This window comes from Paraperlucidibaca wandonensis (genome assembly GCF_042677145.1).
Classification (GTDB): domain Bacteria; phylum Pseudomonadota; class Gammaproteobacteria; order Pseudomonadales; family Moraxellaceae; genus Perlucidibaca; species Perlucidibaca wandonensis.
Genome location: NZ_JBHTIT010000001.1, coordinates 655,287 through 669,653, shown reverse-complemented (window position 1 = coordinate 669,653; position 14,367 = coordinate 655,287). Strand labels below are relative to the sequence as shown.

General features: G+C 52.2%; 9 protein-coding genes, 1 tRNA gene and 2 pseudogenes. 6 read left to right on the top strand and 6 right to left on the bottom strand.

Features of this window, described 5'->3' with window-relative positions; genetic code table 11:
• Positions 1-36: 36 nt before the first annotated feature.
• Entirely contained in the window at positions 37-2,961 is a 2,925-nt protein-coding gene (locus tag ACFQ0F_RS03015) for an insulinase family protein (protein WP_379069010.1), read from the bottom strand.
• A 150-nt stretch (positions 2,962-3,111) separates the two neighbouring features.
• Here ACFQ0F_RS03015 and ACFQ0F_RS03010 point away from each other — a divergent pair, with 150 nt between their 5' ends.
• Both ACFQ0F_RS03010 and ACFQ0F_RS03005 read left to right on the top strand, forming a co-directional pair.
• Positions 3,112-4,626, top strand: a complete 1,515-nt coding sequence (locus ACFQ0F_RS03010) for a DUF3336 domain-containing protein (RefSeq protein WP_379069007.1) — start codon at positions 3,112-3,114, stop codon at positions 4,624-4,626.
• Positions 4,627-4,712: 86 nt separating this feature from the next.
• Positions 4,713-4,788: transfer RNA gene (locus ACFQ0F_RS03005), tRNA-Lys, on the top strand.
• Positions 4,789-5,142: 354 nt separating this feature from the next.
• Here ACFQ0F_RS03005 and ACFQ0F_RS03000 read toward each other — a convergent pair.
• The 5 genes and pseudogenes from ACFQ0F_RS03000 to ACFQ0F_RS02980 all read right to left on the bottom strand — a co-directional run.
• A pseudogene (locus ACFQ0F_RS03000) lies at positions 5,143-5,313 on the bottom strand (IS6 family transposase); the annotation flags it as partial.
• A gap of 98 nt (positions 5,314-5,411) precedes the next feature.
• Complete coding sequence (locus tag ACFQ0F_RS02995; protein WP_379069004.1) at positions 5,412-6,971, bottom strand: FGGY-family carbohydrate kinase; 1,560 nt, start codon at positions 6,969-6,971, stop codon at positions 5,412-5,414.
• Entirely contained in the window at positions 6,968-8,581 is a 1,614-nt protein-coding gene (locus ACFQ0F_RS02990; protein WP_379069001.1) for a glycerol-3-phosphate dehydrogenase/oxidase, read from the bottom strand. Before ACFQ0F_RS02990 ends, ACFQ0F_RS02995 begins: the two co-directional genes overlap by 4 nt.
• The gene (locus tag ACFQ0F_RS02985; protein WP_379068998.1) at positions 8,578-10,176 is read right to left on the bottom strand and encodes an FAD-binding oxidoreductase; all 1,599 of its coding nucleotides are present in this window, start codon (positions 10,174-10,176) and stop codon (positions 8,578-8,580) included. Before ACFQ0F_RS02985 ends, ACFQ0F_RS02990 begins: the two co-directional genes overlap by 4 nt.
• A 225-nt stretch (positions 10,177-10,401) precedes the next feature.
• Positions 10,402-10,728, bottom strand: a complete 327-nt coding sequence (locus ACFQ0F_RS02980) for a DDE-type integrase/transposase/recombinase (protein WP_379068996.1) — start codon at positions 10,726-10,728, stop codon at positions 10,402-10,404.
• A 305-nt stretch (positions 10,729-11,033) separates the two neighbouring features.
• Between ACFQ0F_RS02980 and ACFQ0F_RS02975 the strand changes: the two are divergent.
• The 4 genes and pseudogenes from ACFQ0F_RS02975 to ACFQ0F_RS02960 form a co-directional block, all read left to right on the top strand.
• Positions 11,034-11,171, top strand: a pseudogene (locus tag ACFQ0F_RS02975) (hypothetical protein); the annotation flags it as partial.
• A gap of 110 nt (positions 11,172-11,281) precedes the next feature.
• Positions 11,282-12,331, top strand: a complete 1,050-nt coding sequence (locus ACFQ0F_RS02970; protein ID WP_379068993.1) for an AraC family transcriptional regulator — start codon at positions 11,282-11,284, stop codon at positions 12,329-12,331.
• A gap of 82 nt (positions 12,332-12,413) precedes the next feature.
• A complete protein-coding gene (locus ACFQ0F_RS02965) occupies positions 12,414-13,511 on the top strand; it encodes a fatty acid desaturase (RefSeq protein WP_379068989.1) in 1,098 nt (365 codons plus the stop codon).
• Between the two features lie 325 nt (positions 13,512-13,836).
• On the top strand, positions 13,837-14,304 hold the full coding sequence (locus ACFQ0F_RS02960; protein ID WP_379068986.1) for a hypothetical protein: 468 nt from the start codon (positions 13,837-13,839) through the stop codon (positions 14,302-14,304).
• Positions 14,305-14,367: the final 63 nt, after the last annotated feature.

Here is a 14,367-nt window from a genome sequence, read left to right as displayed (position 1 = left end):
CTGCCGCTGCTTTGAGCGACATGGGCATCATCAAAGTTAGAGTTTTTGTACGTTCAAGCCCAGCGCGGCAACTTGTTCAGCAGCAGCAACCGGCGCAATAACCGCTGTTTGTGCCAGTTCAGGCCGCAAATAGTCGCTGGCCACGCGCACAATGTCATCGCTAGTTAGTGCCAACAGTTTCTCGCGCAGCGATTGGCGATCGGCTAGCGTGCGGCCATAAAGTTGCTGATGGAAATCTTGACGCGCCTCGCCAGCAGGCGACATCGGCTTATCGAGATCAGCAAACACGCCAAGCAAGACTTCTTCCAAGGCCGATGCCGGCAGTGGCTGGCTATGCAGCCAATCTAAGCTGGCGTCGAAGTCGGCCAAGGTTTCGGTTAAGCGTGGGTCGCGATAGGAGAAGAAGCGGAAGGCACAGCTATTGCCATCGAAGCTCGCACCACCACCATAAGCACCGCCCTGCTCACGGATGGCGCGATGCAAAAAGCCATTTCGCAGAATGCCGCCCAATGCCATCAGGGCCGGAGCATCGGCGTGACCAGTCGGCACTGCCGGATAAGCCCTGGCGCAGAAATGCACCTGAGTCTGCGTGAGCCACGCCTCATTGACGCGCTCCGTTGGCACTACCCACGGCATGGTCTCGCCACCGGCAGCTGTGCGGCTTGTCCAGATGCTTTGCGCCTGCGCACTGGCCTGAGCCAGCGTTTCAGGCTCGGCAATCATCAAGAGTTGGCGCGGCATCGCCAGCACCAAGCTGTGCATGGCTGAGAGCTCAGCAGCCAGCGCCGTTAAATCATTTGCGCTATGTAATTCGCGCAAGAAACGAATGCCAAACAGGCCGCTATGGCTTTGCTGAAACGCCGCCAAAGCGCTCATGCCACGAGATGCCGCGCCCATTGCCAAAGCGTGGCCTTGACCAGTAACGCTACCTTCCCAGCGACCTTTGAGTTGAGCCAAGAGCTCGCCAATACGCGCGACTTCATCGAAGCGTTGGTTAAATAAAGTCTCGTCTAGCAACTGCTGAAATGCGCCTTGGTTATAGCTCAGAGCCTTACCGCTAACGATCAAATGCGCCTGCGCCACATTGGCCTGAGTGCGCGTGGTGCGCGCCGACAAGCTCATGCGCAAGCCGCCAGTCACGGCACTTTGGCGTTGCTGCAGCTGCTTATAGTCCTGCGTGCCAGCACCGAGCTCGGCAAATACCGAGGTATAAAGCGGCAATAATTGCGTTTGGCGCGCGCTGAAATGCGGCAGCTCGATGATCACTTGCTCGTAAAACAGACCATTAGTGCCCTGAGCGTAAGTCGTTAATGGCAGCTCGGCGTGCTTAACCGGCACTCGCTCGCCAGTCAGCGCTTTCGCCTTCGCCGGCACATCGGCCAGTGTGACTTTCGGCAAGATGTCGGTATTTGGCGTTTCTTCTTGGCGCTGCTTCAAGGCCTCGGTTTGTGCACGAATATCGGCACAATCGGCCTCACTCAAGCGGGCGCGCTCAGCGGCTAATTGGCTAGCTTCAAGCGCATCGCGGCGAGTTGACAGCTCGGCATCGGGGCGCAAGGTGAGACGCACGCGATGCGGGTTATCAAGCAATACGCGCTGCACCAGATCAGGCACAAAACGTGGGTCTTTAATGGCCTCACGCAAGCGCGCCAAGGCTGGCTCAACATCCCAGACAGCGATCGGGTCGGCATCTTGCAGCGCCGGACTTAGGCCATTGAGCAATAGTTGCAGGCCGTAGGGATAGCTATCGCCGCCAATTTCACGCTGGCTGAGCTCGAACTGATGCAGCACAGCCTCAACATCGGCCAGCGGGATGCCATCGCGCGCAACCTGCTCAAGCGTTGAAAGAATCAAAGCCTCAACTGCGCCAGCGCGCTCTGACTCGGAGCCCTCCATCCCGCACAAAAACGTCATCTCACGGCTATTGTCATCAACGCCACATAGGCCTGATGGCGCTTCGCCTAACTCGCTAGTTTCTAATGCCGCGCGCAATGGCGAGGCCGAGTTTTCCAACAACACGCCGCTTAATAAATGTGCCTCAAAGCGCGCATTGGTATCACTCGCCGAACCAAGCAACCAACCCATGACATGATGCGTTTGCGGGCCTTCATCGCTCTCAGGTGCATACGCAGCTTCAACGCTTAATGGCGCGACATAGCGCTTCTCATCGCGGCCCAAAACTGGCGTGGCAACATCATTAAAGCGCGCCAATGCTTGGTCCTGAAAGCGCGTTTGCAGGCTCAGCACCGACTCATCGCCAAAGGTCATGAACACGGCATTGGAGGGATGATAATGGCGGCGGTGAAACGCCAGCAGATCATCGTGAGTTAAATCAGGAATATGCGCTGGGTCGCCACCGGAATTATTGTGATAAGTCGTGTTGGGGAATAGATAATGATTGAGCGTTTCGTAGAGCACGCTATGCGCCGAGCTCATTGCGCCTTTCATTTCGTTAAACACCACACCTTTATAGACCAGTGGCGCATCAGCGGCGTCGCTAGCAAATTCGCGGCGTATACCCTCTTGAGCGAAATCTAATTCGTGCAAGTGCGGGAAAAACGCTGCGTCTAAATACACGCTGAGCAAGTTATCGAAATCTTGAGTATTGGTGCTGGCGAATGGATACGCTGTCCAATCACTGGCGGTGAAGGCATTCATAAAAGTGTTGAGTGAGCGCCGAATCATCAAAAAGAATGGGTCGCGCACGGGGTATTTTTCCGAGCCGCACAAGGCCGTGTGCTCAAGAATATGCGCCACGCCGCGCGAATCTTCGGGCATGGTTTTAAACGCCACCAAAAATACGTTCTCGGGATTATCTGCGGCTAAATGCAAATGGCGCGCGCCGGTAACGCGATGGCGGTACTCCGCAAACGTGGCCTGTAAATGCGGCAACTCCACCACGCGCAAGCACTCAAAAGCAGAATGGTTGACTAACTCAGGGGATAAAGAAGAATTCAACATAGCCTCCAAAGAAACACACTACAAAGTCGTAATAAATAACTAGACAAAAAACATACAGTGACACGCCGCTTTCCATACTCTAAACGGATGAACGAGGCCTGACCGCATGGTAGCATCGACGTTTTACAATTGTCGGTACTGTACTCGATTATGGCCATCAATCCGAAAATCGGTCGCTTAAAAGCTGCCCGCGAACAAGCTAGTAGCTACGGCGAATGGCGCAAAATCTCACTCGAACTAGATGCACTAACTGGCCTAGATTTATGGAAAATTGAGACTGCATCGAGTCAGTACCACCACGAACTATTGCGCGAGCGCATGCTCACTCTGCGCCAATGCCAAGCGACGCATAATCACAAGCTGCTGATTCGTGCCTTACGCGAAGGTCTGCACCACGACCTCGGCAATATGAGTAACCCCTTATTGTTTACGCGCACGCATGTCGGCACCAAACGCCTGATTGAAGATTTCGTCACTCAAGTTTGCGCCAGCATGGAGTATCTCTGCGACTCCGAGATCGAGCACCTCAGCAATGACGAGAAGCTCACACTGTTTGAAGACATCTTAAGCAGCTTCGGCCGCCCTGCCCTACAACTCTCTGGTGGCGCCACACTCGGCATGTTCCATATTGGTGTTTGCAAAGCGCTCGATGAACAAGGCCTATTGCCCAATGTCATCTCCGGCTCTAGTGCCGGCTCACTCGTCGCCTCCATGATCGGCACCCATACCCGCGAAGAAATGGAATCCTATTACGATGGCGATGCGCTTTATAAGCACGCCTGGAGCTGGAATAAAATTAGCGATGGCCTGCGCGGTAAAGGTTTTGCCAATCAGAAACAGCTAGAGACCTTTATTCGCCAAAATGTCGGCGAGCTGAGCTTCCAAGAAGCCTTCGAGAAAACTGGCCGTCACATCAACGTCAGCATCTCGCCAGTGGGTAGCAACCAAAAGTCACGCCTGATGAACGAGCTAACCTCGCCATACTTATTGGTTTGGAGCGCCGTGCTCGCATCCTGCGCCGTGCCAATTATGTTCCCGCCAGTGACACTGACTACGAAAACCGCTGAAGGCACACACTCGCCTTATATGCCGCTAGAACGTTGGGTCGATGGCTCAATGCGCAGTGATATGCCGCGCCGCCGCCTGATGCGCCTGTATAACGTCAACTATTTCATCGCCAGCCAAGTTAACCCGCACATCGTGCCGTTACTGGCTTCCGAGCAGCGCCACTCAGGTAAGGCGAAAATTCGCTCACTGCCACGCCGCATTTTAAAAACCCAAGCGCGCATGCTCGGCATGGGCACTTTGCAGACCATCCACGATAACTCGCGCAATGAAGCTCTACGGCAAATGCTCAGCCACGCCTACACCATGATCTCGCAGAGCTACCACGGCGACGCCACCATCGCGCCAAATGGCTACACGCGCCAGCACTACAAGCACATGCTGCAAAATCCCACAAAAGAATCCGTGGTTTGGTTCCGCCAGCAAGGCGAGCGCGCGACTTGGCCGAAGATCGATCAGATCCGCACACAGTCCGATATCAGCATCACACTCGAGCGCTGTATTGCTCATTTACGCAAACGAAAAGCCCATAATTGGCACGATGCAGAGGTTCGCGCCATCATTAGCCAAGAAAAATCACATAAATTGGTAAAATCTTGATCAGTTGAACCTAAACGGTATTGCCCTACTGCCAGTGTGCCCCTAAACTACGCCCCGCTAGCACAGGCCAAGCCTTGCAAGCATGTGGGCCGTTAGCTCAGTTGGTAGAGCAGTTGGCTTTTAACCAATTGGTCCCGCGTTCGAGTCGCGGACGGCCCACCACTACACTGTTGATTTATCAACGAAAAAAAGACGCTCTGATGAGCGTCTTTTTTTGCCTGCGATTTGTGCCCTTTTTGTGCCTCTTTTGTGCCCAATCTTGTTAGCACACTAAAAATGGTACTGACAAATTAACTTCTTAGCTCAGCAATAGTTGACCTTTGCGCTTTTAAGCAACCACTGCTCTCGACACTGCGAACGCAGCTGTCCTATTGCGTCGATAATGACTTGCTGTGGTTAGGTGTCTGCCAAGATTGAATAGATTAGATACTGCAGCATGGTTTGTTAGAAATAGTTGCGCCTGGTACGGAGACTTGAACCGTCGCATTCCCCGCTCCCTGAACCGCGATGTCTTTGCTTAAGCTTACGAGCATAGCTAGGTCCGAATTTGACACACCACAATCGGATCGCCCCATAACTGACAGAGATGCCCTTCTCTGCCAGCAAGTCCTCGATATCACGAAAGCTCAAGTTGAAGCGGCAGTAGACCCAGACTGCGTAGCTAATGATGCTGGGGGTGAAAGCGATGCCGTTTGTATGGGTTCATCGACAAATTATCTCAACCAGCAAGTTAACTTGTCAGTACCATCAGTACCGTATCGATAGTGGCGGCTAGCGCAGAGGCGTCATTCTGGATAGCCGGTTATTCTACGAATACTCTGATACAGCGGCTGCAGACGAGCATACATAGGCTGGTAGACCTCTAGATAGAGTTGTTGATACACCGCCTGAGAATCGGGATTTGGTTCGAACACTCGACCGACACGGGTCATCGCGGCAATTGCCGTTTTGAAGTCAGCATGTAAACCCAATCCAACCGCGCAATCGATCGCTGCGCCTAGCCCGGAGGTTTCGTAGACATGCGGCCGCTCTGCAGGTAGACCGAAGATATCCGCAGTTAGCTGCATAGCAGCGTCACTCTGCGAGCCGCCACCGGAAACACGCAGGCGAATGATTGGTGTCCTAGAGCGCTTCTCAATCTTCTCCTTGCCCTCACGCAGGGCATAAGCCAAGCCTTCAAGAATCGCCCGATACAAATGAGCACGAGTATGCACATCACCAAAGCCGATGATCGCGCCCTTGGCTTCTAGCCCTGGCTCACGAATGCCCGGCGACCAGTAAGGTTGCAGCATCAGCCCCATGGAGCCAGCGGGCACACTATCGACCAGTTCATCGAACAGACTTTCTGCGGCCACGCCCAGCTCCTGCCCACGTTGACGCTCGGCATAACCAAACTGCTCTTTGAACCAGCTAACCATCCAGAAGCCGCGGAAGATCATTACCTCAGTGTTGTAGTGATCAGGAATCGCCGCTGGGTACGGAGGGATCATGGGGATAGTTTCTAGATAGCGTCTGCGAGTAGTGTTAATGGTGGCCGTGGTGCCATAAGACAAACAGGCAATGTTTGGCTCGATGGCACCTGAGCCGATCACTTCACAAGCCTTATCCGAAGCGGCAGCAATAAGTGGTAGGCCTTGCGGAATACCAGTATGTCGACTGGCCTCAGCGCTTATCTCCCCGATCTGCTGGCCCGGCTTGACCAGTTCGGGCAGCATAGATGCTTTGATCGGCATCGCCTGCCATTTCCAGTCGCTAGGTTTGGCCCAATGCAGACGTTTATAATCGAAAGGCAGATAGCCCACACAACTACCCACTGAGTCGGCGAAGCGCCCGGTCAGGCGGTGGGTTAGAAAGCCAGATAGCAGCAAGAACTTGTGCGTCGCAGCCCAGACCTCCGGCTGATTTTGCGCAATCCAATTCGCTTCTGCCTGGGCACGAAAGTGGTCGATAATTGTACTAATACGCAGCAGCTTGAATAGCCATCCCCAAGGTCCTTTGATTTTGCCGTGAACTTCAGCGCGGCGCTGATCGAGCCAGAGCATCGCCGGACGCAGTGGCTTGCCGGTAGCGTCGACATTAATCAGGCTGCCACGTTGGGTAGTTAATGACACGCCACGAATCTGGTTACGATCGATCGCTGTCGAATCCCAGAGCTTTTGACAGGCCTCACCAAGGCTGTGCCAATAGTATTCAGGATCTTGCTCGGCCCAACCCGGATGTGTTGAGAAATATGGATCTAACTCGACTTTGCCTTTGGCGACCAGATTGCCCTCAAGATCAAATAGCAGTGCGCGTACGCTCTGGGTGCCGTTGTCGATGGCAAGTAGGTAGGGTTTATCGCTCAATTCAGGTGCTCCATTGACTGCTCAGCCTGCGTCGGCAAGCTATAACAGCTCTTCCAGAGTTGCCGATAAGCGCTTACTTCCTTATGCCAGCGATCATCACTCCAGCTAAGTCGTTGCTGACATAGGGCTCGAATCTTTGGCATCTCATCCTCTGCGCCATTGGCTAGTAACAGACCAATTCGCGTGCGGCGCAGCAACAAATCATCCAGATGCAATACCAGTTCGTTATCACAAGCTTGAGCCAGTTCGATCCACAATGTATCCAAGCTAGCAATCGGCTGTCCGCCAAGCTCATCCAGCAAGGCTGCTAGTTGCGGTAAGGCTTGCCCATGGCGACCGGACAAGCGCCGCTTTTGACCAACGGTAAGTCCTGGCAAAGGATAGTCAGTAAGCGGGCGAAATACTGCTTGACCAGAATTGCTCACCGGCTTACCGACAAATCTGGCACAGGCTTCTAGTACTTCTTGTGCCAGTAGGCGGAAAGTCGTCAGCTTGCCACCTGCTAGGGTGACGCAACCCGGCTCAACCCAGAGCATATGCTCACGCTTTTCGTCCGATGGCGCGGCGCGATCATCGCTGTCGCTAACTACTGGGCGTACACCTGCCCAGCTCGACAGCACATCGTCGCGCTTGATCTGCGCATCAGGAAACTTCTGAGCGCAGGCCGCTAGCAGATATTCGACTTCTTCGGTGCTGATGCGTGCATCCTGATTCAAAGATTCGTGATGATCTAGATCGGTGGTGCCAATCACGGTGGCACCCTCCCAAGGAAATACGAACACTGGCCGTCGATCAGACTCGTGCATAAAGCTGACGGCGTGAGCCATTGGCAGCCGCCAGTGCGGCAGCAGTAAATGGCTACCACGCAAGGGGCGGATGTGCTCACGCCCAGTTTTTTGGCGCAAGGCATCGGCCCAGGCCCCAGTAGCTTGAGCCACAGCCCGGCTGCGAAAGATAAAGCGCTTCCCAGACTCACTGTCTTCAGCCAGCACGCCACAGACTTGATCATTTTCACGTAGCAGTTCGATCACTTTTAGCCCGTTAAGTGCTTCGGCACCGTCGGCACGAGCTTCACCAAGCACACGCATGACCAGTCGCGCATCGTCTGTCACCGCATCATAAAAACGAGTGGCGCCAACTAATCCTTGTTCGCGAATGCCGGGCAGCAAAAAGCGTAACTGCTGTAATGGGTAATACAGATGGTTGCGCTTCCCGGCTAGAGCGTCATACACAGCGAGCAAGCCGCCGAATACTTTTGGCCCAGGAAACTGCCCCTGATAATGAGGAAACAGATAGCTCAAAGGCTCGATTAGTCCAGGGGCTTCATCTAGTAAGCGCTGACGTTCGCGTACCGAGTCGCGAGTCAGTGCGAACTGACCCTTGGCGATATAGCGTAGTCCACCATGTACCATTTTCGATGAGCGGCTAGAGGTACCCCAGGCAAAGTCACGCTGCTCCAATAACAGGCAGCTCCAACCGCACCGTGCCGCTTCACGAAGGATCCCGGCACCACAGATGCCACCACCAATCACGAGTAGATCCCACTCCTGCACCGCCAACTGCGGCAGTGCCTTCTCGCGCCAGATGGCATCCCATTTCGGCTGGCTCATTTAGTTAGCAGCACACCAGGCGCTAAGCGCTGATCTGGATCGAAATGAGTAGATAAGGCCTGCAGTGCGGCAATTCCAAGTTCACCTTTCTCGACCGGTAGATAGGGCGCATGGTCGCGACCCACGCCATGCTGATGACTGATAGTTCCACGATTATTAACGATCGCTTGACAGGCGGAGTGCTTAAGCTTCTTCCAGCGCGCTAACGCCATTGCATAGCTGCTACCAGGACGGAATACATAGCTGGTGTAGATGCTCGAGCCTTCACCGTAGACATGTGACAGGTGGGTGAATACATGCACTTGTTCACCCTCATCTGCTAGTGCAGTGCGTAAGCTAGTCTCAAGCTCATTAAGCAGGTGATCGACATTCGACCAGTCAGTTGCCGTTTCTAAGGTGTCTACCGCATAACCGGCTTCCCAGAGACCATGGCGCAAATATGGGAAACGGAAACGTCCTTCAGACCATTTTTTGCCGAGTAAAGTGCCGGTAAATACGCCGCCAAAGCCTTTCAATAGGTGCTTCGCTTGCTTGAGAGATAGAGCGTTTTGTTGACGGTTGCCAGTAACGCCGAATGTCATCATGCACTTCCCCTCGCGTGCCCCGCAAAGAGCCAAGTAGCGCTCCAGCCAGACAATTTGCTTAGGATGGCCGGCTAGCGCCAATTGAGTTTTAGTTTCTATGGCATTCGATAGGCGCAGCATTGATAACGGCACTCGCGCCTGTACCAAGGTGCGAATAGCCTCCAATGCACTTGGCCAATCGGGAAGGAACACTGCGTAAAAGTTTTCTTCAACGGCTAGCTTGCTGATCCGTACACGCACCTCGGAGATAACGCCGAATCGGCCTTCCGACCCCAGCAATATTTCCTTCAGATCAGGACCGGCTGCCGAGGCTGGAAACGTAGGAATAGACAACGTTCCAGCAAAGGTCTCAACACTGCCACCAGCAAACAGCTGCTCGATCCGACCGTAGCGGAGTGACTGCTGGCCGCTAGAGCGACTGGCGACCCAGCCACCAAGAGTAGATAGCTCCCAAGATTGCGGATAGTGCCCCAGCGTGTAGCCACGAGCGCGCAATTGGCTTTCTACTTGAGGGCCATTGGCACCGGGGCCAAAAGTGGCAATCAGGCTCTGCTCATCGATCTCGATCAGCTTGTTCATACGTTCTAGCGACAAAGTCACTACTGGCTGTTCGCTGGCTTGTGGGTTGATATGTCCAGCCACCGAAGTGCCGCCGCCATAAGGGATTAAGATCACATCCTGCTGCTGCGCCCAAGCTAGCAGCTCGCGAATTTGTGTGGCAGTTTCCGGCAGAGCAACCCCGTCGGGGAACACCTCGAAGCATCCTTCACGCATTGCCAGCCAATCCGGCAGACTCTGGCCACGAGCGTGGCGCAGACGGACTTCGGCATCCAAGCTGATTAAGTCATGGGGCGCTACCAATCGTGACGCTGGTACCGTAGCCAAAACTTGCTCCATTGTGGCATCTGGCAAGACTTGGCCTGCCCCGATTAGCTCCGCTAAAAACTGCCCACCATGAGCAGGCAAGGCCACTACGGTGCTTTCCTCTCCCCAACCATTCCAACGACGCATAAATTTCTCCCAGAAACGTTTCACTATTAAAGAGTAGATCGCTAATAGTATTGATCTAACCCGTATGAATGCGCATGCAGCAATATATATAGTTCGTTAAAAATAGCTGAGCCTAGCTCGGCGACTTAAATCGCCTTATTTCCGATTGAAAGGCATCCTAGCCTGCTATAACCCAGCTTAATTGTTGGATCACGAATAAAAATTACTATAAGGCGACAATACTTATCAGCAAGTCAGAGTCAGACTCTTCGTGAAACCACCCTCTAAACTTTGTGGTTGGCTCGGCGACTTGAACCGCCCCATGCCTCGCTCTCGAAGTCGCGTCAACTCGTGCGATTGCTCTGCCCTGTTGTTCGCGTATTTAGCTGTATTGTAATGAGCAGTCGGCATTAGCTCGCGTTGCGCAACTTTGTAGCTTCCCAACTTATCAGTGACTATCGTTCGCGATTCGCCGCCGTGGCGGCGTAATAAGCGCTTGAAGAATTGCCGAGCCGCTGCGCCATTACGGCGACTACATCGACCACTTCGCCGTCTTAATCGACGGCTCGCCACAAGTAGTGTTGTTTTTCGTTTATCTTGATGAATACCTCATCAAGATAAAGCGTATCGCCAAATCCGATATGCTTGCGCTTGAGCTTGCGAGCGTATGCTGGTCCAAACTTGATGCACCACAATCGGATCGCCCCATAACTGACAGAGATGCCCTTCTCTGCCAGCAAGTCCTCGATATCACGAAAGCTCAAGTTGAAGCGATAGTGGACCTATACCGCATAGCTGATGATGCTGGGATGTCAACGATGTCGTATGTAGGTACTCATGGGCAAATTATCCCAGCCGTCGAGTTAACTTGTCAGTACCTTTACGGCTACAAAAACATGATGGTTTGTGATGGCTCAATGTTGGGTGCTAACCTCGGCGCGAATCCGTCACTAACGATCACTGCACTCACAGAGCATGCTATGTCGTTTATCCCGGCCAAAAAACTGACAAGTTAGCTTCTAAGGCTAAAACGCAACTGTCTTAGTGAATCGATCATGATTTGCTAGGACCAAATACCACTTAGGTTAAATAAGTTCAATGCCGCACCATGGCTAAGGTGAATTGAATGAGTAGCGTCAGTAACGACCTCAGCAGCAATCGCCTACCCGCTATTTATGGCCATTTTTTAGTCGACTTAATGCGTGGCCGTGGATTGTGCGAGCAGGACGTATTAGCCAGCACTGGACTCACGCTCGCGCAACTAGCTGAGCACGACCGGTACATCTCTGGCGAGCAACATGCGCTGATATTAAGCAATGCATTACGCGTCAGCCAAGACCCCAGTATCGCTTACGAAATTGGTTTGGCCAGCCAGATCACTAAACACGGCTTTATAGGCTTTGGCTTGATGAGCTGCGCTACGGTTGGAGACGCACTAGCGTTAAGTCAACGCTACTTAAGTGCCCGCGTCCCTCTATTCCATACCAATATCCACCAAGAAGGCGGCCACATGGTGGTCGAGCTACAGGCAACCAGGCCTTTAGGCAGCTTATATGAAGCTATATTCAATATGGTTCTAGTCGAGCTATGTTGTCTATTTGGCCGGATCATTCACGGCGGTAGCACACCTTCAGGCTGGCAAAGCGAAATATGGGTACCCTATGCTGAACCAAGCTATTACGCGCGTTACAAAGAGCGGCTGCCACGTTTTCACTTTAATCAAAGCAGCCCACAAATTCGCTTTCCTATTAGTTTATTAGACACACCAATTGCATCGGCAAATCCTGCAACAGCTCAAATAGCGATTGCTCAATGCGAGCAAGAAATGGCGAAAATGGTAAGAAGCGAGTTAACACTCAGCGTGCAGGTAAGTGAGCTTTTCCAGCGTCATCGCTATCAATATCCAGACCTAAATACCCTCGCCCAAATTTTGCATATGTCAGAACGCACTCTCAAGCGCCGACTGCAAGCAGAGGGGCAAAGTTATCAGCGCTTACTAGATGCCGCCCGCTACCAACATGCGTGTGACTTATTACATAACATCAGCTTATCAATAGAGGCCATAGCACAGTCATTGGGCTACCAAGATCCTGCTAACTTCACTCGCGCTTTTCGTAAATGGAGTGGGCTATCTCCACGTGATTGGCGTCGAGACTTTAGCAATGGCCTTAATTGACAGATTTTTGGCGTAATACCCCCTCACTACAATCAATCGTAAGCCCTACTCTGCATACACATAATCAAAAGGAGGGGGCGTTATGAATGCCGCAGTCAAAGCTGAGCTACTAACGGATGAGCAAAAGTCTGTTTATATTCGCACCAAAGTGCTTGATGCCGGTGTCGCATTACGAGAGCGTCATCACTGGCTAAAACATCAAGACTTCATTGGGGCCAGCATTATGGCTCTGTCATTGCTGGGCATGATTGCCAGCGGCGTGCTCTACGTTCAAGGCGTTATCGCTTGGTGGGTCTGCGTGCCGCTCACTGCCCTCTTCGCCTCCTTCATTCATGAGCTTGAGCACGACCTGATTCACTTGATGTATTTCCGTAAAAAGCCTTGGGCCAACAATCTCATGCTAGCGCTAGGTTGGGTGGCTCGTGCCAGCACCGTCAATCCGTTTGTGCGCCGTAAGCTGCACTTGCACCATCATAAATTTTCCGGCACTGAGTCTGATCTAGAGGAGCGCGGCATCACTAATGGCGTGCCCTGGGGCATCAAGCGCCTAGTGATGTTGGGTGACAATATGATGGCCGTATACCTGCGGCCAACGGAAATGCTGCGTGCCACAAAGGCTTATATCAAATCGCAAAAGCCAGCGACTGCCGCTGAAGCACGCGCCATGGGTAAAGAGCAGCTGCATGCCTACTTTCCCTTGGGCACCGCATATTACGCACTATTCCATACTTGGGTCGTCACCCATGTCGTGCTACTCATCGCCAGTGCACTAAGTTTTAGTATCACGCTTCCTACTTGGTATGCCGGCTTTCTTAATGGTCTAAACGTGTTTGCTGTGGTCTATATGTTACCCAGCCTCTTGCGCACATTCTGTCTACATTTCATAAGCTCAAATATGCACTATTACGGTGATGTTGAAGCGCGTAATGTCATGCAGCAATGCCAAGTACTAAACCCTTGGTGGCTGATGCCAATGCAGTTATTTTGCTTCAACTTCGGCAGCACTCACGCAATTCATCATTTTGCCGTGAAAGAGCCGTTCTATATTCGCCAGTGGAATGCAAAAATTGCACATAACGTTATGCGTGAAATGGGTGTTCGATTTAATGATATTGGCACATTTAAACGCGCCAATAGCTTTAAGCAAGTTACTAACCCTGCAGTTCTAGTGAGTCGATAATGACTTGCAGGGATCAAGTGTCTTCCAAGGTTAAATAAGTTTGAGACTACCGCATAGCTGATGATACTGGGGTGAAAGCGATGCCGTTTGTATGTGCTCATCGACAAATTATCTGAACCAGCGAGTAAACTTGTCAGTACCCCCTCTGACAAGGCGTATGTATCACTCATGGCAAATACATTGAATCAAAACTGGCGCTTTTAGTTTGTAGAAGAAACATCAATCACTGCAAGTAAGCGGCAAATCACACTCAGTCGTTAAAGTGCACAGGTCTTCAATTTTGCCTATCGTGACATTGAGCACCACACACTATTAGGGGAATGTCATGAAATCTTGGAACAATCTTGCAGCAATCACCGTAGGGTTAAGCCTGCTAGTCAGCGGTCCTGCTTTTGCTAAAAAGCCCGACTTTGCTGAGCATGGTGGTGATCACTCGGCACATCATGATCAAGGAAAAAAGCAGGATAAAAACCAATACACCAGCTATTTCGATCAGAGTAAGTCGAAGAAGATCAACGACTATTACAGCACCAAAGCTAAAAAGTCCGGCCATTGCCCTCCCGGCTTAGCGAAGAAAAACAATGGCTGCCAGCCTCCAGGGCAAGCCAAGAAATGGGCGAAAGGTCAGCCACTGCCAGCCGACGTGGTTTATTACAACCTACCTCGCAACTTGCTCTCTGAGTTAGGCAATACACCAGCTGGTCAAAAGGTCGTACGCGTAGGTGAGGACATTCTGCTAATCAATGCTGTAACTGGTTTGGTTATCGATGCTATCGAGCAGGTCTTTCAATAAACCATTGACTCACTAGCTTTTCAAAAGAGAAAGTTGGTCATTACGCCGCTGATCCCTCAACTC